The organism is Streptomyces sp. NPDC008121, assembly GCF_042957155.1.
Taxonomy (GTDB): Bacteria; Actinomycetota; Actinomycetes; order Streptomycetales; family Streptomycetaceae; genus Streptomyces.
The window spans coordinates 858937-878250 of sequence record NZ_JBIBHT010000002.1 but is presented as its reverse complement, the minus strand read 5'-3'; the positions used below and the strand labels follow the sequence as shown (position 1 = coordinate 878250).

The 19314-nt window shown below is 73.9% G+C and carries 14 protein-coding genes; 7 read left to right on the top strand and 7 right to left on the bottom strand.

Annotation, left to right across the window (positions count from 1 at the left end):
- Nucleotides 1-181: 181 nt before the first annotated feature.
- Together ACFZBD_RS09425 and ACFZBD_RS09420 are read left to right on the top strand one after the other, a co-directional pair.
- Nucleotides 182-1870, top strand: coding sequence for a sigma-70 family RNA polymerase sigma factor (locus ACFZBD_RS09425; protein ID WP_391138571.1), 1689 nt, complete (start codon nucleotides 182-184; stop codon nucleotides 1868-1870).
- A 495-nt stretch (nucleotides 1871-2365) separates the two neighbouring features.
- Complete coding sequence (locus ACFZBD_RS09420) at nucleotides 2366-4723, top strand: SpoIIE family protein phosphatase (protein ID WP_391138145.1); 2358 nt, start codon at nucleotides 2366-2368, stop codon at nucleotides 4721-4723.
- A gap of 118 nt (nucleotides 4724-4841) precedes the next feature.
- On the opposite strand, the gene ACFZBD_RS09415 is transcribed toward ACFZBD_RS09420, so the two are convergent.
- Nucleotides 4842-5438, bottom strand: coding sequence for a DUF1349 domain-containing protein (locus tag ACFZBD_RS09415; protein WP_391138142.1), 597 nt, complete (start codon nucleotides 5436-5438; stop codon nucleotides 4842-4844).
- A 242-nt stretch (nucleotides 5439-5680) separates the two neighbouring features.
- Between ACFZBD_RS09415 and ACFZBD_RS09410 the strand changes: the two genes are divergently transcribed.
- Nucleotides 5681-6454: a LuxR C-terminal-related transcriptional regulator gene (locus ACFZBD_RS09410; RefSeq protein WP_391138139.1), complete on the top strand. Its 774-nt coding sequence runs from the start codon at nucleotides 5681-5683 to the stop codon at nucleotides 6452-6454.
- Between the two features lie 316 nt (nucleotides 6455-6770).
- Here the strand turns inward: ACFZBD_RS09410 and pstS are convergent, their stop codons facing one another.
- On the bottom strand, nucleotides 6771-7892 hold the full coding sequence (gene pstS, locus ACFZBD_RS09405) for a phosphate ABC transporter substrate-binding protein PstS (protein ID WP_391138136.1): 1122 nt from the start codon (nucleotides 7890-7892) through the stop codon (nucleotides 6771-6773).
- Nucleotides 7893-8111: 219 nt separating this feature from the next.
- Between pstS and ACFZBD_RS09400 the strand changes: the two genes are divergently transcribed.
- From ACFZBD_RS09400 to ACFZBD_RS09390, 3 genes are all read left to right on the top strand, one after another.
- Nucleotides 8112-8333: a hypothetical protein gene (locus tag ACFZBD_RS09400; RefSeq protein ID WP_365714933.1), complete on the top strand. Its 222-nt coding sequence runs from the start codon at nucleotides 8112-8114 to the stop codon at nucleotides 8331-8333.
- Between the two features lie 93 nt (nucleotides 8334-8426).
- Nucleotides 8427-8861 (top strand): metalloregulator ArsR/SmtB family transcription factor, encoded by a 435-nt coding sequence (locus tag ACFZBD_RS09395; RefSeq protein WP_391138131.1) that lies wholly within the window; start codon nucleotides 8427-8429, stop codon nucleotides 8859-8861.
- A gap of 116 nt (nucleotides 8862-8977) precedes the next feature.
- On the top strand, nucleotides 8978-10372 hold the full coding sequence (locus ACFZBD_RS09390; protein WP_391138128.1) for an MFS transporter: 1395 nt from the start codon (nucleotides 8978-8980) through the stop codon (nucleotides 10370-10372).
- Here ACFZBD_RS09390 and ACFZBD_RS09385 read toward each other — a convergent pair.
- Genes ACFZBD_RS09385 through ACFZBD_RS09365 form a run of 5 tightly spaced genes read right to left on the bottom strand, consistent with a single transcriptional unit; the run spans nucleotide 10335 to nucleotide 17792 of the window.
- The gene (locus ACFZBD_RS09385) at nucleotides 10335-13409 is read right to left on the bottom strand and encodes a glycoside hydrolase family 38 C-terminal domain-containing protein (protein WP_391138125.1); all 3075 of its coding nucleotides are present in this window, start codon (nucleotides 13407-13409) and stop codon (nucleotides 10335-10337) included. The two genes, ACFZBD_RS09390 and ACFZBD_RS09385, sit on opposite strands and share 38 nt — an antisense overlap.
- A 13-nt stretch (nucleotides 13410-13422) precedes the next feature.
- On the bottom strand, nucleotides 13423-14703 hold the full coding sequence (locus ACFZBD_RS09380) for a glycosyl hydrolase (RefSeq protein ID WP_391138122.1): 1281 nt from the start codon (nucleotides 14701-14703) through the stop codon (nucleotides 13423-13425).
- Nucleotides 14700-15581, bottom strand: a complete 882-nt coding sequence (locus ACFZBD_RS09375; protein WP_391138119.1) for an ABC transporter permease subunit — start codon at nucleotides 15579-15581, stop codon at nucleotides 14700-14702. The genes ACFZBD_RS09380 and ACFZBD_RS09375 overlap by 4 nt, the downstream gene beginning before the upstream one ends.
- 2 nt (nucleotides 15582-15583) lie before the next feature.
- The gene (locus ACFZBD_RS09370; RefSeq protein ID WP_391138116.1) at nucleotides 15584-16456 is read right to left on the bottom strand and encodes an ABC transporter permease subunit; all 873 of its coding nucleotides are present in this window, start codon (nucleotides 16454-16456) and stop codon (nucleotides 15584-15586) included.
- A gap of 55 nt (nucleotides 16457-16511) precedes the next feature.
- Nucleotides 16512-17792 (bottom strand): extracellular solute-binding protein, encoded by a 1281-nt coding sequence (locus ACFZBD_RS09365; protein WP_391138113.1) that lies wholly within the window; start codon nucleotides 17790-17792, stop codon nucleotides 16512-16514.
- Nucleotides 17793-18065: 273 nt separating this feature from the next.
- Between ACFZBD_RS09365 and ACFZBD_RS09360 the strand changes: the two genes are divergently transcribed.
- Complete coding sequence (locus tag ACFZBD_RS09360) at nucleotides 18066-19085, top strand: substrate-binding domain-containing protein (protein WP_391138109.1); 1020 nt, start codon at nucleotides 18066-18068, stop codon at nucleotides 19083-19085.
- The last annotated feature ends 229 nt before the right edge of the window (nucleotides 19086-19314 follow it).

Here is a 19314-nt window from a genome sequence, read left to right as displayed (position 1 = left end):
GGCGGGGTGTACGGCCGAGGGGCTTCCGGGGCGGTGTACGGCCGGTGGCGGGCCGGACACGGTGGGTCGCGCGCGAGGCCGGAAAAGAATCTTCGGTGGTTTCTGTTATCGGCTGGACGCCCTGCGGTCTCCCCAGTGTTGGGCATCGACAACAGGCAGGACAGGCAGCGTGAAACAGGACATGGGCGTACAGAGCGGTACGGATCTGGTCAGGGCGGCGCAGAGCGGGGACCTGCGGGCGCAGGACGAGCTCGTGGCCGCCTACCTTCCCCTGGTCTACAACATCGTGGGCCGGGCGATGAACGGCCACCACGACGTCGACGACGTCGTGCAGGAGACGATGCTGCGCGCGCTCGACGGGCTCGGCGGTCTTCGCTCCCCGGACAGCTTCCGGTCCTGGCTGGTCGCCATCGCCGTGAACCGCGTCCGCGCGCACTGGCACGCGCAGCAGACAGGGCTGCGTCCCGGCGTCCTCGACGACGCCCATGACGTCGCCCAGCCGGGCGCCGACTTCGTCGACCTGACCCTGGTCCGGCTGAACCTCTCCGGTCAGCGGCGCGAGACCGCCGAGGCGACCCGCTGGCTGGAGCCGGACGACCGGGCCCTGCTCTCCCTGTGGTGGCTGGAGTGCGCCGGGGAGCTGACCAGGCACGAGGTGGCGGCCGCCCTCGAACTCTCGACGGAGCACACCGCGGTCCGGGTGCAGCGGATGAAGGCGCAGCTGGACGCCGCCCGGGTCGTCGTCCGGGCCCTGTCGGCGCACCCGCTGTGCCAGACCCTCGCCTACGAGACCGGCGGCTGGGACGGCCACCCCTCGGCGCTGTGGCGCAAGCGAATAGCCCGGCACGCCCGCGGCTGCGCGCACTGCGCGGGCCTGTGGAGCGGCCTGGTCCCGGCCGAAGGGCTGCTCGCCGGACTCCTGCTGGTCCCCCCGGCGGCGCTGCTCCTCGAGAACGTCCGCGAGAGCGCCGGCTTCGGCCTCGCCGCCACCACCTCCCTGCCCTCCGCCACAGCGGCCGGGTCCGCCGCGCCGGGCGTGTCCGGCCCCTCCCGCTCGGCGCGCCACCGCGCCGGGGGCAACGGCGGCTCCGCCGAGGCGGGCTCCCGGGGCGCCCGCCGCCGCCAGCAGAAGCGCGCCCGCCGCCGAGCCGTCGTCGCGGCCGGAATCGCGGTGGTGGCGGTCACCGGCGGTTCCTTCTACCTGGTCACCGGGCCCGAGGGGGAGGGCGACACCGTCGACGCCGCCCGCGCTGCGGCTCCCGGGGCGGCGCTGCCGCCCGCGCTCGACCCGACCACCTCCTCGCCCTCCGCCACCCTGCCGGCGTCGAAGTCGGCGACGCCCAGCCCGAGCAAGAGCCCGTCCGCGTCCGCCAGCCCCTCCGCGAAGGCCACGCCCAGCAAGGCGCCCGCCCCCCGCACCTCCTCGCCCGCGTCGAGGCCCGACCCGGAGCCCACCCGTACGCGGGCGCGCACGCCGGCCGGGGCGCGCCCGGACTCGACCGCCCAGCAGGTGATCGACATCGTCAACACCGAGCGCTCGAAGGCGGGGTGCGGCCCGCTGACCGGGAACGCCCTGCTGGACCAGGCCGCTCAGCGCCACTCCGAGGACATGGCGGCGCGGGACTACTTCGACCACACCAACCCCGACGGCGACGGTCCGGGCGAGCGCGTCACCGCCACCGGATACCGCTGGACGACCTACGGCGAGAACATCGCCATGGGGCAGCGGGACGCGGCGCAGGTGATGGAGTCCTGGATGAACAGCCCCGGTCACCGGGCGAACATCCTCAACTGCTCCTTCAAGGAGATCGGCGTCGGCATCCACACGGCCGGCGGACCGTACTGGACGCAGGTGTTCGGCGCCCGCTGACGCGGCGGGGCGACCGCCCGGGCCGGGGCCGGCGGAGCGCCGGTCCGGGACGCCCGCGGCGGCGAGCGGGTCTTCATCCTGATCCGCCAGGTGCCGTCCGGAATCCACCCCTGGTCGCGCACGCCGTCGTCCGTGACGCCGAGCCCCGAGCCGCCCCGGTAGCGGGCCTGAGCCTGCCGTTCCCGTACAGCCGCAGCTGCGAACCGCTCGGATCGGCGGGGTTCGTGTCGAAGACCAGCGCCGTTCCGCGCTCGGCCGCCGCGCCCACGGCGCCGGCGGCTGCCCACACGCCTGCCCGCGCCCGGGCGGCGGGTGCCGGGGAGCCGTCGGCGGGGGAGCGGCGCCGTCCCCGCCGACGCACGGTGCGTGCCGCTTCCGGTGTGGGGCCCGTTCGGACGGCCCGGCCGTTGCCGTGGCACACCGGTGCGTCACGGTCCTTTTTCGGGCCCGGTGAGAAAGGATCTTCGGTACGGAACGAGCGGTGAGGTGGAGGCAGTGACCGGCACACGGATCAACGTCCCCGCGACCGACGGACGTGGGCACGCGCGCTCGGTTCGCCTGATGCTCGTGGTGGGCTTCTCTCTGGGAGTTCTGGGGCCGACGCTGCACAACTTCACCCTCGCGGGGGTGGGCGCCGACCTCGGCATGGGGGCGGCCACGCGGGCCATGGCCCAGGTGCTGGTGGTGTGTGCCTCGCTGACCGGGCTGTTCCTGGCGGGCCGGGCCGTCGACATCCACGGAACACGCCGCGTGGTTCTGGTGTCGTTGCTCGGCTCATGTGCGGGCGGAGCCGTCGTGGTGTCGGCGCCGAACACGTGGTCGTACGGTGTCGGCCTGGCCCTGGAGAGCGCCTCGATCATGGGAGCGGTGGCCGGGTACGTGGCCTCGGTCCCCGTGCTGCACCTGACGGGACGTCTCCACCACGCCGTGGGGGCGGCCTTCGCCGTTCTCGCCGTGGCCCTGATGGCCGGGGTGTTCCTCGCGCTGGTCGCCGAGCGGGCCGGCGGCTGGCGGGCGGTGGAGGCGGTCCCCCTGGCGGTCTCGGTGGTTCTGTTCCTGACCGCCGTCCGTGTGCTGCCCGCGACGCCGGCGGAGACAGGACCTCCGCTGGTCCCGCCGGCCTTCGGAGCCGGGTGCGCGGTGACCGTCCTGCTGGGCGGAACCCTGCAGGCGATCCCGCTGCGTGACTGGCTCGACGCCACGGTGGTCGGGCTGCTCGTGGTGGCGCTGGCCGTGCTGACCGTGTCCTGCCTGCCCACGCTCCCCTCCCGGCGAGCCCGGACCCGTCGGCGCGAGGCGGACCGGCGGGGGGTGTGGAATCCGGCCTCGGTCGTGGGCGCGGCCGTCCTGGCCGGGGGCGTGTGGGGGTTCGGTCAGTCGGCGTCCGCGACCGTGCTGCTGGTGCTGCTCACCGAACGCGGCAGTACGCCGGAGGAGAGCATGCTGGCGTGGATGGGCTTCGGCGCGGGGTTTGTCGCCGCCGGCCTCTACGCCATGCGCCGTGCGGTGGCCGCGCGGACGGCGTCCGCTCTCGGTCTGACCCTGGCGGCGGTGAGCACGGCGTTGCTGCCGGTCGTGCCGTACGACAGCGGTTCCCTGGCGATCGTCCTCGCGGCTCTGCTCGCCGCCGGCATCGCGTTCGGGGTCATCCTGGCGCAGGTGCCCTGGGCCACCCGCCTTCTGGTCGCCCTGCCCGCACGTGGGCGCGGGGTGGTGGCGACGGCTTACCCGGCGGCAGTGGTCCTGGGCGGCGCGGCGGTCAGCGGCATCCCTTACGGGTCGGAGATCCCGCAGGCCACGCGCGAGGTCACCCTGCACGGCCTGCTGTGGGTCACGGTGACCATCTTCGCGCTGGCCGCCGTCGTGCTCGGCCGCTCCGCGACGGCCATCGCCGTCGCGGGCGCCGCGCTGGCGCAATATCTGCTGGTCACCGCCGTCAGTGACAACCGCTACGCCCGACGTCCGCTGTCGATGACGGCCTTTCTCGTCACGGGGGTCATCGTCGGTCTGGCCGTATGGGCGCGGGGCCGGCAGACCGAACGGCTGGCCCGCGTCCGGGCCGGGGCGACCGCTCTGCAACAGGCGGTCCTGCGGCCCCTGCCGGCCCGCGCCGGAGATCTCACGGTGTCCGGTCTGTACCGGCCCGCGACCGCCGACGTCGGCATCGGCGGCGACTTCTACGATGTCGCGCACACCCCCTTCGGGACGCGTGTCCTGATCGGCGACGTACGAGGCAAGGGGCTGCAGGCGGTGGAGACCGTCGCCGACATCCTGGGCTGCTTCCGCACCCAGGCCCATGAGACCGCCGACCTCACCGAACTCGTCGCCCGGCTCGACCGCCACCTCACCCGTGCCGCTCTGGTCCGCCGGGACGGCGAACTGTTCGCCACCGCGCTCCTGCTCGAACTGCCCGACGGCGCCGACCATCTGACCGTCGTCAACTGCGGTCATCCGTTTCCCGTGGCGATCGGCCCTGGCCCCCGGGTCCGGGAAGTGGAGGTACCGGCCCTGCTGCCGCTGGGGTGCGGGCTGCTCGTACCGGACGCCCTGCCCGCTCCCACGCCGGTGGAGCTGGCCCGTGACACGGTCCTGCTCCTGTACACCGACGGCCTCAGCGAGGCCCGCGACGCCTCCGGCGCCTTCTACCCGATCACCGAGCGTCTGCGCGACCTTCCGGGCGGGGACCCCGGCGTCCTGGTGTCGTACGTGATGGACGATCTCACGCGATGGACACACCGCCTCGCGGACGACGTCGCTCTCATCGTCCTCTCCCGGACCGGCCCCCCGTCCTCCTCGCACGACGCGCCGAGCGAGGAGGACGGGGCCGGGCGGGACGTTCCGGGCACCCCCTAGCGGGTCCGGAAGCGGCGGTAGAGGTTGCGGGCCGGGGGGCGACCCGCCGGCATCCTCGTCGTGGCCGAAGCCACGGCACACCAGCCGGGCGCCCTCCGTGACGGGGCCGGGGAGGCCCTTACCTGCCGTCGGAGAGGTGGCCCAGGCGGGTCGGGGTCAGGCGGACGGAGTCGAAGACGACCTGGCATCCCTCGCCCACGGGCGACTGGACCTCGATGCCGACCCGGGGAGCGGACGGGGCGTCCAGGGCGAACTGCCGCACCAGGCGCCAGGTGGTGCCGTCGGCCGAGGTGTGGAAGGCGAAGCCGCCGTCGAGGCGGCTGATCCGCAGCCAGAGCGCGGCGCCGTCGACGGGGACGCCGACGGCGTCGTCCGAGCGGCCGCGGGTGACGACCGAGAACACGGCCGGTGTGCCGTCCGGCGCCTGCTCGAAGTTGAGCTTCGCCCAGTGGTCGTCGTCGGACCAGACGATCAGCGCGCCGGCGTCCCAGCTCGCCCGGAACCCGACCCGTACCCGGGCCGAGAACTGCCAGTCGCCGTCCGGCGGGACGGCGAGGGCGCGGGCGGCGTCGCGGGTCGACGCGCCGGTCAGCGGATCGGCGAAGACATCGGTACGGGCCGCGGCCGTGACGGTCAGGGTGCCGTCGCTCACCGACCAGGAGGCGGGCGCCACGGCCCAGGTGGCACCGGGAAAGGGCGCGGGGGAGTCGATCATGCGGCCACCTTCGCAAGCGGACGGCCCCGACGGCCAGGGAAAGCCTCCGGGAGTCCAAGGAAGTCGTCCGAGAGTCCAAGTCCCGGCGCCGCGAGCCACGGTGACCCGCAAGGTGTGGCGAGAAGCGGGTCGCTCGCACCCGGAGGATTCGGCGGATGCGCCGGGAGCCGCCCGGGGCGGGCTGTCGCCGCGTCCCGGGGGGCGCGTGCAGCCCCGGGCTCGTAGGCTGGCCGTGAGCGACCATGACCGACCATCACCGGCTGGGCCCGGAGGGCAGCGTGGACTTACTCCCCGTGGCGGATGTCGACCGGCTGCTCGCCGTCGTCGCCGACTGTCACTCCGCCCGTACGCTGCCCGAACTCGGCGCCCGGCTCACGGAGTCGCTCGCCGGGCGGCTGGAGTTCCGCAGCGCCGCCGTCCTCAGCGGGGACACGCGGCCCCGGCTTTTCCGGGACGCGACGGCGCAGGCGTCGGGGCTCGCGGTGCCGACCATGGATCCGTACCGGGAACACTTCCACCGGCTCGATCCCATCGCCCTCGCCGCCTCGGGGCCGTACGGCCGGGCGGCCGACCGGCCCCTGACCCTGCTCGACGTGGCGCCGCTGCTGGCGGGTGAACGGCGGTCGTACGTCGACGACTTCCTGCGGCCGGCCGGGATCGGCGCGGTCATGGCGAAATCGTGGGCGTGCCCCGACCGGGGCATCGTCTTCGGGGTCGCCCTCTTCGACGAGGACGAACACGCCTTCGGCGCCCGGGAGACCACCCTGCTCGGGTCGCTCGGGCCCGCGCTCCTCCGGGTCGCCGCGGGGCTGCTCGATGCCAGGCCGCCGTGGGCGGGGCTGCTCACCCCGCGCGAGACGGAGGCGGTCGCGCTGCTGAGCGAGGGGCTGACGGACGAGCAGATCGCCGGCCGGATGGTCGTGGACGTCGGGACGGCAAAGAAGCACCTGGCCGCGGCGCGACGCAAGTCCGGCGCCCCGAACCGTGTCGCCCTGGCCCGCGCCTGGGCGGGCTGACCCCGGCCACCCCGGCCACTCCGGCCACTCCGCATTACGGTCGCCCGGCTGCCCCGGCCACCCCCCCGGCTGCGCCGCTTTCCGGCCCGCCGCGTGGTTCGCGCGCGATCGTGCCGGTCCGGCCCCCCGTGCCGGACCGACCCAAGAGGAACGGGGAGTTCCTCTCGCGCGGCCCTCAGGATCGCCGATCACGCGGGGCGCGGCCATGGGCCGAAAGAGGAAGATCGCGGCCCGGGGCCCGAGGCGGGCCCGCGAGGGCGGTGAGCGGAGGCTCCGGACGGCGGGCCGCGGCCCCCGCGGTGCTTCCCCGCTCGCCTCAGGACAGCGTGCCGACGACCTCCCGCACCTGGGTCGCCACGGAGGCGGGCAGCGGGGCGTAGTGGATCGACGGCAGCTGCTTCTGCCCCTCCTCCCCGGCGGTGTACGCGAGGAAGGACTTCAGCGCCGGGAGGGTCTCCGGCGCGTTGCCGGTGTCGCAGACGATCTCGTACGTCACCAGGACGATGGGGTACGCCCCCTCCGCCGAGGTCCGGTACTCCAAGGTCAGGGCCAGGTCCTTGCCCTCGCCGGCGATCTTCGCCTCGGCGATGCCCCGCGAGGCGCTCGTGGTGCTCGGCGCGACGGGCCGGGAGGCCCCGGTCGCGATCCGTACCGTGTCGATCTTCCGCTTGGCGGCGAAGGACAGCTCGAAGTAGCCGATCGCGCCCTCGGTCTGGGCGACCGTCGTGGAGACGCCGTCGGAACCGTTGCCCGACTGGCCGCCCTCCGCCTGCCACTTCTTGTCCGCGGGGTACGGCCAGGCTCCCCGGGCCGCGCTCTTCAGATAGGCGTTCAGGTTCTGCGTGGTGCCGGAGTCGTCGGCGCGGTGGACCGGGATCACCGGCAGGTCCGGCAGCGTCCTGCCGGGGTTGAGCCGCTGGATCGCCGGATCGTTCCAACGGGTGATCCGGGCGTCGAAGAGGCGGGCGAGGGTCCGGGCGTCGAGCACCAGGTCCGACACCCCCGGCAGGTGGTAGCCGATGGCGATGGGACCGCCGGCCATGGGCAGGTCGATGGCCCGGCCGCCCGCGCAGACCCCCTCGCTGTACTCCGCGTCCTCGGCGCTCAGCGCCTGGTCCGTGCCGCCGAACGCGGTGGCCCCGCGCAGGAACTGGGCGACCCCCGCGCCCGACCCCAGCGGGTTGTAGGCCACCTCCACCCCCGGACAGGCGAGGCGGTACTGCTGGATCCAGCGCTTCATCGCGTTCTGCTGGGCCGAGGAGCCGGACCCGCGGACCTTGCCGGAGGCGGCGCACTCGACGTCCGGTACGGGGGCGGCGGCGGACGCCCCGCGCGCGTCGGCGGAGCCGCCCGCGCCGCAGGCCGCGAGCAGCAGCGTCGCCGCCATCGCGGCGGCCGCCGCCCGGCGGTTCGTCCGTCCCGTTCCTCGGAGCTGCACCGTGATCCTCCCTGGGCCTGCGCGGATGTACGGCCGCGGCGCACGCCCGGCGGCCCGGTGCGACGATGATCACCGACATCCGGGAGCGGAAGGTGGAGCGAAGGTGAACGGGAGGGGTCGTCCGGGCGGCTGTCGGGGGGTGCCGTGCAGGACCCTTCACACCGGACGAGCGTTCGAGACTGTTCCTGGGTGTGTCCGGCGGCGCATACTGGGCTCACGATGACGAACCGATCCGCGCCCCGGCGCCACCTGCCCACCAGCCCCTTTGCGGCCCCTTCCGACCCTGTGATCAAGGATTTCTCCGTCGGCGACCGCGTGTCCCACGACCGTCACGGTCTCGGGACGGTTATCGGCCAGGAAGCGACGGGCGCTCTTCTCGTCGACTTCGGAGCCAGCCGACTCCGCATCCTGAGCCCGTACAAGGGCATGCACAAACTCTGATGCCCTGAGAAGCCCCGCCCCCGGTGTACCGCGCCGGGGGCGGGGCTTCTGCGTGCTGCGGGGGCTTTCGGCGGCGGTGCCTACGATGGGCGCATGCCAGAACGCGAGGGACACCCGACGGCGAGCGGGGCGGGCGTGCCCGGCGCCGCCCCCGGGGCCCCTCCGGTGCCGGGCGGGGCCCCCGCGGGCCTCCTGGCGCCCGGCGCCCACCAGCGCACCCCCGGTGCCCCCGAGCTCACCGCCGCGGCCGGGGTGTTCGCGCTGCTCGCGGATCCCACCCGGCTGCACCTGATGTGGCTGCTGACGCGCGGGGAGGCCGATGTGACCGCCCTCGCCCGGGCGTGCGGCGCCGCGCGGCCGGCCGTCAGTCAGCATCTCGCCAAGCTGCGGCTCGGCGGCCTGGTCCAGCACCGCAAGGACGGGCGGCGGGTGGTCTACACCCTGCCGGACGGGCACATGCGTCGCCTCGTGGTCGAGGCGATCAGCCATGCGGACCACCAGGTGACCGGCGAACCCTGGCACGACTGACGCCCTCCCGGAACGGCCCCCGGCCCCCGCGTGCACCCACCCAGGATTCAACACGTGCGCACGCGTGCACATGTCCGTTACGGTGGTGTCCTTCCGTCGCTCAGCGAGGGGGGCCCGTGCTCGCCGTCCTGCGCCACCGCACCTACCGGCACCTCCTCGCCGCCCAGGTCGTCGCCCTGGCCGGCACCGGCCTGGCGACCGTCGCGCTCAGCCTCCTCGCCTACGACCTCGCGGGAACCGACGCCTCCGCCGTCCTCGGCACCGCCCTCGCCCTCAAGATGACCGCCTACATCGGCATCGCACCCGTGATCGGCACCCTCGCCGACCGCGTACCCCGGCGGGCGCTGCTGGTCGCGTCGGACCTGATCCGCGCGGCCGCCGCCCTCGCACTGCCGTTCGTCACCCAGGTGTGGCAGATCTACGCCCTGATCCTGCTGCTCCAGGCCGCGTCCGCCGCGTTCACCCCCACCTTCCAGGCCACGATCCCGGACGTCCTGCCCGACGAGCGCGACTACACCCGCGCCCTCTCGCTCTCCCGGCTCGCCTACGACCTGGAGAACCTGTGCAGCCCCGCCCTCGCCGCGGGCCTGCTGACCTTCCTCTCCTCCGAGCGGCTCTTCGCCGGGACGGCCCTCGGCTTCCTCGCATCGGCCGCGCTCGTGCTCTCCGTCGTCCTCCCACGGCCCCGCCCCGTCGAGCGCGTCGGCGGTCTGTGGGCGAAAGCCTCCTTCGGCACCCGGCTCGTCCTCGCCACGCCCCGGCTGCGCGCCCTCCTCGCGCTCGATCTGGCCGTCGCCGCCGGCGGGGCGATGGTCCTCGTCAACACCGTCGTCCTGGTACGCGACACCCTCGGCCGCTCCGCGGGCGACGTCTCCCTCGCCCTCGGCGCGTACGGCGCGGGCTCCATGCTGGTGGCGCTCCTCCTGCCCCGCGTACTGGACCGGATCCGCGAGCGGGCGGTGATGCTGCCGGCCGCCTTCGCCCTGACGGCCGTCCTGGCGCTCCTGGCCCTCGCCCCGGCGCTGGGGCCGCCGTCCGGCCCGTCAGCCGCGCGCCCGGGGCCCGCCACGGCCGACTGGGCCTGGCCCGCCCTGCTGGCCGCCTGGCTGCTCCTGGGGGCCGCCGGCTCCGCCGTCCTCACGCCCGCCGGGCGGATCGTGCGCCGCTCGGCGCGCGCCGCGGACCTGCCCGCCGTGTTCGCCGCCCGGTTCTCCCTCTCGCACGGCTGCTGGCTGCTCGCCTATCCGCTCGCCGGCTGGACGGCCGCCCGCGCGGGCCTGACCGCCTCGGCGGCCGTCCTGACCGGGGTCGCCCTCCTCGCCGCCCTCACCGCCGTCCGCCTGTGGCCGCGCACGGGCCCGGACGCCCTGGAACACGTCCATCCCGAACTGGCGCCGGACCACCCGCACTTGGCAGGGGCGGACCGGCGCCACGCTCACGACTTCCGGATCGACTCCCTGCACTCCCGGGGCGTCACCGCTCGGCCCGCGAGCGGGCGAAACGCAGCGTGACGAGCTGGAACGGGCGCAGCCGCAGCTCCACGGCGCCGTCCGTCGCCGTCCGCACGTCGGCGTCCGAGGTGTCGGCCAGCGGACGTTCCAGCAGGTCGCAGACCTCCATCCCGCCGAAGCCCGGGGCGGCGGTGGTCAGCCGGGCCGAGGCGCGCCCGCCCCGGGACTCGTAGACCCGGACCACCAGATCACCCGTGCGGTCGTCCGCCAGCTTCACGGCGCTGACCACCACGGCGTCGTCGTCCACGGCGACGAGCGGAACGACCTCGGCGTCGCCCGGCACCCGCCGCTCGGGCAGATTGACGCGGTGGCCCTCCCGGACGGCGTCCCCGATCCCCGCTCCGGGGACCAGGGCGTGCCGGAACCGGTGCACCCCCTGGTCGGTGTGCGGATCGGGGAAGCGCGGCGCGCGCAGCAGCGAGACCCGGACCGTCGTCGTGGTGCCGCGGTCCTCGGGCCGCACGGTCCTGGTCACGTCGTGACCGTAGGTGGAGGCCGTGACGAGCGCGACGCCCCAGCCCGGCTCCTCCAGATGCACGAAGCGGTGGTTGCAGGCCTCGAACTTGGCCGCCTCCCAACTGGTGTTGGTGTGGGTGGGCCGGTACAGATGGCCGAACTGCGTCTCGGAGGCGTAGCGGTCGGTGTGCACGTCGAGCGGGAAGGCGGCCTTGAGGAACTTCTCCGTCTCGTGCCAGTCGACCTCGGTCTCCAGGTCGAGACGTTTCACCCCGGCGGTCAGGGTGAGGGTCTGCACCGCCCGCGAGGCGCCGAAGGACCGTACGACGCGGACCGACACCGCCCCGGGGGCGTCGGCGGCGAGCGTCACCTCGTCCGCCCCCGTCAGATCGGTGACCGTGTTGCGGTAGAACGTGTCGACGTCCCAGGCGTCCCACATGTTCGGGAAGTCCGGGTGGATCTGCAGCAGGTTCGCCGCCGTGCCCGGGGCGATCGCCTCGCGCCCGCCCGCCAGATCGACCAGCGACTCCACCAGGCCGCGGGCGTCCACGACCACCCGCAGCAGCCCGTTGGACAGGACATACCCGCCTTCGTCGGCCGGCTCCGCGGTACAGCCGCCGGCCTCCGCCGCGACCGTACGGGCACCGCCCGCCGGGACGCCCGAGCGCGCGTGCGGCGCCCCGTTGAACACCACCTCGCCCCGCCCCCGGCCGCCCGCCCGGCCGCCGTCCTCGACGAGCGCCCGCTGGGCCCGCTCCACGATGCCGGTCAGCTCCTCGGCCACCTCCGCGTACGTCCGCTCAGCCTCCCGGTGCACCCAGGCGATCGAGGAGCCCGGCAGGATGTCGTGAAACTGGTGCAGCAGCACCGTCTTCCAGATCCGGTCCAACTCCTCGTACGGATAGCGGAACCCGGTCCGGACGGCGGCGGTGGCGGCCCACAGCTCCGCCTCGCGCAGCAGGTTCTCGCTCGCCCGGTTGCCCTGCTTGGTCTTCGCCTGACTGGTCAGCGTCGCCCGGTGCAGCTCCAGGTACAACTCGCCGACCCAGACCGGCGGGTGCGGGTACTCCGCCTCCGCCCGGGCGAAGAACTCCGCCGGCCGCTCCCAGCGCACCCGCGCCGAGCCCTCCAGATCCCGCAGCCGCGCGGCCTTCGCCACCATCTCCCGCGTGGTCCCGCCGCCACCGTCCCCCCAGCCGGTCGGCGCGATCGAGTGCCGCGCCCGCCCCTTGTCCTTGAAGTTGCGGGCGGCGTGGGCGATCTCCTTGCCGTGCATCGAGCAGTTGTACGTGTCCACCGGCGGGAAGTGGGTGAAGATCCGCGTCCCGTCGATGCCCTCCCACCGGAAGGTGTGATGCGGAAAGGAGTTCACCTGACTCCACGAGATCTTCTGGGTCAGCAGCCACTTCGAGCCCGCCGCCTTGATGATCTGCGGCAGTCCGCCCGCGAAGCCGAACGTGTCGGGCAGCCACGCCTCCTCGTTCTCGACCCCGAACTCCTCCAGGAAGAACCGCTTCCCGTGCACGAACTGCCGGGCCATCGCCTCGGACCCCGGCATGTTGGTGTCCGACTCCACCCACATACCGCCCGCCGGGACGAACCGGCCCTCCGCGACCGCCTTCTTCACCCGCGCGTACACCTCGGGCCGGTGCTCCTTGATCCACGCGTACTGCTGCGCCTGCGACATCGTGTAGACGAAGTCCGGCTCGTCCTCCAGGAGGGCGGTCATGTTCGCGGTGGTCCGCGCCACCTTCCGTACCGTCTCGCGCAGCGGCCACAGCCAGGCCGAGTCGATGTGCGCGTGCCCGACCGCGCTGATCCGGTGGGCCGACGGCTCGGCGGGCGACGCCAGCACCTCCGTGAGGCGGGAACGGGCGGCGGGGGCCGTGCCGTTGACGTCCTGGAGGTCGATCGCGTCCAGGGCCCGCTCCACGGCCCGCAGCACGTCCCAGCGGCGCGCGCCCTCCGGCGGCAGCTCCGCCATCAGCTCGCCGAGGACCTCCAGGTCGATCACCAGCTGCCACACCGTCTCGTCGAGGACCGCCAGATCCATCCGTGCCAGGCGGTACTGCGGGGCGTCCCCGGCGGTCTCCTTCTCGCCCAGCGGGGTCGGCAGGAAGGGGTGGTAGTCGAGGATCACCGGATTGGAGGCGGCCTCGACGTGCAGCAGCACCTCCTCGCCGCCGGCGGCCGGAGCCGCGATCCGTACCCACTGGTTGCGCGGGTTGAGCCCCTTCACCGGTGAGCCGTCGGGGCGGTAGACCAGCCCCTCGCACTGGAAGCCGGGCATGTTCGCGTCGAAGCCCAGGTCGATCAGGGCCTCGACGGTCCGCCCCGCCCACGCCGCCGGCACCGTCCCCGACACCGTCAGCCAGCTCGTCCCCCAGGGCGCTCCCCAGGCGTCGCCGACGGAGATCGGCGTACGGGGGGCGGCGAGGCCCTCGGCCACCGGCACCGGCTCGTCCGGCGCCGTCCAGATCCCCACCTCCAACGGCACGGATTCCGGGTACACCGCCGGACGGATCCGTTCGTCGAGGACCCGCTTGAGACGGGACTCGATCAGGCTGCGGTCGTCGTGCATGCAGTTCGCTCCCTCACGTGAAGGTGGGTCCGGCCCGGCCGAGGTCGTCGGCCGTGACCGTCTCGGTGATCCCGCGTCCGGTGAGATGCTCCCGGTCCGAGGCGCGCGAGGCCAGCACGACCGTCGGCCTGGCGCCGTCGGCCGCCAGCCGCATGAACGCCTCGAAGAACCGCCCGCCCGGTGCGCAGACCGAGCGCTTTGGCGCCGCGTCGGGCAGGTCGAGGACGAGCGCGGTGGTCCGGGGCGCCGGCCGGCGGGCCCGCCCGCGCAGCTCGGCGACCATCCGGGCGAGGGCCCGCCCGGCCGGCTTCACCTCGCGCGCGGTGGTCAGCAGGCCGAGGCCGTACTCCAGCTCGGGGAAGTCGGCGAGCGCCCGGTCGACATCGTGGGAGCACCACCAGGTGACCCCCCACAGCCCCGGACAGTCGAGCGCGGCCGCCACCGTCGTCCGGGTGAACTCCGCGGCCCGGTCGGCGGGGACGTGCGGGGCGGGCGCGCCGACCTCCTGCAGCCACACCGGCCGGTCCGGGTCCTCGGCCCAGGCCTTGGACAGCTCGATCAGATAGGCGGCGTGCTGCCCGGTGGCGAACGAGTCGGAGCCGTAGCGCTGCGCGGTGCCGTTGAAGACCCACGAGTGCACGGCGGTCGCCGCGCCGATCCGCGCCGCGTGCGCGGGGGTGAAGGGGTGGTCGTCGAGGTACCAGGCCGCGTCGTAGGCGGCGTGCAGATGGGCCCGCCCCGGGGCGCCCTCCTCGCACGCCGCCAGCATCAGGCGCAGCCAGCTCTCCGCCTGGGCGGGGGAGATCCGGTCGGGGTCGGGGTGCGGGTCGCCGGAGAACTGGTCGATCTCGTTGCCCAGCGTCATGCCGAGGAAGCCGGGCCGGTCGGCGAGCGCCGTGGCGAGGGTGCGCAGATAGGCGGCCTGGCCGTCGAGCACCTCGGGGTCGGTGAAGATGTTCCGCCGGTGCCAGGTGACGGTCCAGGACGGCAGGAAGTCGAAGCTGGAGAGATGGCCCTGGAGTCCGTCGACGGCGACGTCCAGGCCGCGTTCGGCCGCCGCGTCGACGAGCAGGACCAGCTGCTCGACCGCGCGCGGGCGGATCAGGGTCCGGTTCGGCTGGAAGACGGGCCACAGCGGGAAGACCCGGACGTGGTCCATGCCGAGGCCGGCGACCGAGTCCAGGTCGGCGCGCACGGCGTCGAGATCGAAGTCGAGCCAGTGGTGGAACCAGCCCTGCGTGGGCGTGTAGTTGACCCCGAAGCGGGGGCCCGGAGCTTCGTGTGGGGGGTTCATCCCTTGACCGCGCCTTCCTCGACGCCTCGGAAGAAGAACCGCTGGAGCACGGCGAACACGGCGACGATCGGCAGGAAGGCGATCATGGTGCCGGCGGCGATCAAGCGGGGGTTGGCGGAGAACGTGCCGTTGAGGTACTGCAACCCCACCGTCAGGGTGTAGCGGGAGGGGTCGTTGAGAACGATGAGGGGCCAGAGGAAGTCGTCCCAGGCCCCGATGAAGGTGAAGATCACGACCACGCTGAGCATGCCCCGGACGTTCGGCAGCCCCACGTGGACCAGCCGCTGCCGGACGTTCGCGCCGTCGACGAGCGCGGCCGCGTCGAGGTCGGGCGGGATCGCCCGGAACGCGGTGTACATCAGCAGCACGTTCAGCATGGCGATCGCGCCGGGCAGGGCGACCCCGAGCAGGGTGTCGGTCAGACCGAGGCTGCGGACGGTCACGTACTGCGAGACGATCGTGACCTCTCCGGGCAGCACGAGCGTGGCGAGGAAGAGACCGAGCACCAGCCGGACGCCCCGGAACCGCAGGCGGGCCAGGGCGAACCCGGCGAGGGTGGCCCCGACCACGTTGCCGACGACCGCGACGGCCGCCACCACGAGGGAGTTGGCCGCGTACGTCCACACCGGAATGGTGTCGGCGACCTTGCCGTAGTTGGCGAGGGTCGGATCGCGGGGCAGGAAGTCGGGCGTACGCGAGAACACGTCCTCGCCCGGGCCCTTGAGGGAGGTGGACAGCTGCCACAGGAACGGGCCGACGGTGAGCAGCAGGACGAGCACGAGCAGGGCGTAGCGCACCGCCTTCTCGGCGGGCGAGGGGGTGGCGAAGCCCCGTGCCGTCGTTCGGCCTGCCCGCGGGCTGCTTCGCGCGGATGCCATCGTCAGGCCCCCTTCCGGTTCAGCCGGGCGAGGAGCAGCATCGGGCCGACGGTGATCACGAAGAGGATCAGGCTGAGGGCGGAGGCGTAGCCGATGTGGCCGGTGAAGCCGCGGCTGTACATCTGGATGAGCATCACCACCGACATGTCGCGGCCGCCCGGCCCGCCGGTGCCGTCGGACAGGACGTACAGCTCGGAGAAGACCCGCAGCGCGGAGACCGAGATGAGCACGGAGACCAGCATCATCGCGGGGCGTACCCCGGGCAGGGTGACGTGCCAGAACCGCCGGGCGGCCGAGGCGCCGTCCACGGCGGCCGCCTCGTGCAGCTCGCGGCCGACGTTCCCGAGCGCGGAGAGGTAGATGACCATGTAATAGCCGAGGCCCTTCCAGACGGTGAGGCCGATCGCGCTGAACAGCAGCAGCCAGCGGTCGGTGAGGAAGGAGACCGGCCGGTCCGCCAGGCCCAGCTGGCCGAGGAGGCCGTTGAGCAGGCCGCGCTCGTCCAGCACCCACCCCCAGATCAGCGCCACCACGACGGCGGAGGCGACGACCGGGGTGTAGAAGGCGGTACGGAAGAAGGTGATGCCGGGCAGCCTCTTCTCGACGAGGAGGGCCAGCAGCAGGGGGAGCAGGGTCAGCAGCGGCAGGCACACGAGCAGATAGACGATGCTGTTGACCAGCGCGTCGGTCAACTGCTCGTCGTCGAGCGCCCGTTCGTAGTTGGCGAGGCCGGTGAAGTGTCCGCCGCCGAGCGGTCTGGCGTTGGTGAACGACAGGATCACCGTGTTGACGGCGGGCCACAGGTTGAAGACGGCGAGCCAGACCACGGCGGGCCCGGCGAGCAGCCACGGGGTGAACCAGCGCCGGTGGGTCATGGGGGCCTTCCTTGCGGGAGGGGCCGGGCGGACGGCGGGACTTTCCGGACACGACCTAGTCCTTCAGGAGCTGGTTGCCGCGGGCGACCGCCGTGTCCAGGGCCTTTTGGGAGTCGCTCTGTCCGTTGAGGGCGAGCGCGATCTGCTGGTTGACGACCGTCTTGATCGCGTCGTTGGCCTGGACGGGCTCCAGCGTGCGGGCCGCGGCGAGCGAGGTGAAGGCGGTGACCTTGGCGGCGCCCGCGTTGCTGCCGTCGCTCGCGCTGAAGAACGGGTCCCCGGCCGACGCCTTCGTGGACGGGAAGACGCTGGTGAGACGGGCGAAGGCGGCCTGGTTCTCGGCGCTGGTCACCCAGCGGGCCAGGGCCAGGGCGGTGGCCCGGTTCTTCGTGCCCTTGGACACGGACAGGCCCTGCACGTACAGCGGCGGCGTGCCCATCGCGGGGGAGGAGACCACCTTGGGGGCGAGGCTCGGGTTGTCGGTGGCCAGGGAGGTGATGTAGTTGCCGCCCGCGGTGGTCCAGGCGGCGGTGCCGGAGTTGAAGAGCTTGGTGTTCCCGGCGTACGTCTCCGTCAGCACGTCCTGCGGGAGCAGCCCCTCCTTGAAGGCGGCCCGGTAGGTGTCGAGGAGCGCGGCGGCCCGCGGGGTGTTGAAGGTGAAGCTCTTGCCGTCGTCGGACATGAGCTTCACCCCGGCGTTGGCGAAGTCCATCAGGCCCGGCTTGCGGCTCATGAGGTACACCGAGCCGTTCGACGCCCGCTTGACGGTCCGCGCGGCGGCGATCAACCCGTCCAGGTCGGCCGGCGGCTTCTTCGGGTCGAGGCCGTAGCGGGTGAGCAGCTCGGCGTTCCAGTAGTTGACGTCGGTGTTGAGGTACCAGGGATAGCCGTACGTGCCGGGCCGGCCGGCGAAGCGGTAGGCGTCGACGCCGCCCGGGACGTAGTCGGCGGCCAGCTCGGGGTCCGCCCCGGACACGTCGAGCAGCATCCCCTGCTTCGCCAGGGGGAGGGCGAAGTCCGGGGGGAGGTTGACGACATCGGGGAGGGTGCCGCCGGCGGCCTGGCTGAGGACCTTGTCGGAGTAGCCCTCGCCGGGCTGGTCGAGCCACTCGACCTCGACCCCGGGGTGCCGCTTCTCGAAGGCGCCGATCACCCCCTCCATGTAGGCCGTGAACTTCGGCTTCAGCGCCCATGTCTGGAGCGAGACCGTGCCGGTGACCTCGCCGCCGGTCGCGTCCCCGCCGTCGGCGCCGCCCGGGTCCCCGAGCCCGCAGCCCGCCAGCGTCGCCGCGGCGATCACGGCCACGGCCGTCCGTATCCAGTGGCTTCTTCGCATCTGAGAGGTCTCCCGGGTCTGATCCGACGGAGGGCGGTGCGCCGCTAAACCGGTCTAGCGAGGGGGGACTATTCTCCCGCTACACTCCCGTGTCAAGGGAGCGCGGCGCACCGGAGCGGACGCCGGGGGCCCGGACTCGGCGGCCCCCGTGCGCGGACGCCGGGGCCGAAGCGGAAGCCCGGGAAGCCGACGGCTCACGCCCGGCGACCAGGGCGCTCACGCCCGAAAGCCGGGCGGGGGCGCGGGAACCGGAGCGGAACGGAAGGGGCCTGCGTGGCCAGACCGACGATCGCCGACATCGCCCGGCAAGCCGGGGTGTCCAAAGGCGCGGTGTCGTTCGCGCTGAACGGCCGGCCGGGGGTGAGCGAGGCGACCCGGGAGCGCATCCTGCGCGTCGCCGAGGAGATGAACTGGCGCCCCCACAGCGCCGCACGCGCGCTGGGCGGCGCCCGGGCCGGCGCGGTCGGCCTGGTCCTGGCGCGGCCGGCCCGGACCATCGGCCTGGAACCGTTCTTCAGCCAGCTGCTGAGCGGCCTCCAGGCGGGCCTCTCGGTGCGCGGGACGGCGCTGCAGCTCCTGGTCGTCGAGGACACCGCGGCCGAGATCGACGTCTACCGCCGGTGGACCTCCGAACACCGCGTGGACGGCTTCGTCCTGGTCGACCTCCAGGTCCGCGACCCGCGCGTCCCGGTCCTCGAGGCGCTGGGCGTCCCGACCGTGGTCATCGGCGGCCCCGGGCGCCACGGCACCCTGCCCAGCGTGTGGGCGGACGACCGGGAGGCGATGGTGTCGATCGTCGACTACCTCGCCGCGCTCGGCCACCGCCGGATCGCCCACCTCGCCGGACTGCCCGCCTTCCAGCACACCCGGCGCCGCATCCGCGCGGTACGCGACAGCGCGCGCCGCCTCGGTCTCGCCGAGGCCGTCTCGCTGCCGACCGACTTCAGCGACGCCGAGGGAGCGGCCGCGACCCGCGCGCTGCTCGCCCGGGCGCAGCGGCCGACCGCGATCATCTACGACAGCGACGTGATGGCCGTCGCCGGTCTGGGCGTGGCCGGCGAGATGGGGGTGGCGGTGCCCGGCGCGCTGTCGATCGTCTCGTTCGACGACTCCGCGCTCGCCCGCATCGTCCACCCCTCGCTCACCGCGCTGACCCGCGACACCTTCGCGCTGGGCGAGCAGGTCGCGCTGGCGCTCCTCGCCGTCGTCGACGACCCGGCGAGCGCGGCCGACATCAAGAACCCGACCCCGAGGCTCACGGTCCGCGAGAGCACGGCGCCCCCGGCCTCTTGACCCCGCCGACTAAAGCAGTTTAGCCTCCCGGGTCGTGACGGCCGACGGTGCGGGCCGGCCGTACGAAGGCCCCGCCGGGGGCCGGGGCGGGACCCGGACCGGAACCGACCACGACCCCCGCCCGGGGGCCCAACCCGGGGGCCCAACCCCAACCCCAACCCCCGCCCGCGCCCGAGCCCGAGCCCCGGCTGCGTACCGCCCACCGCACCGCCCCCTACGCCGACCGCCC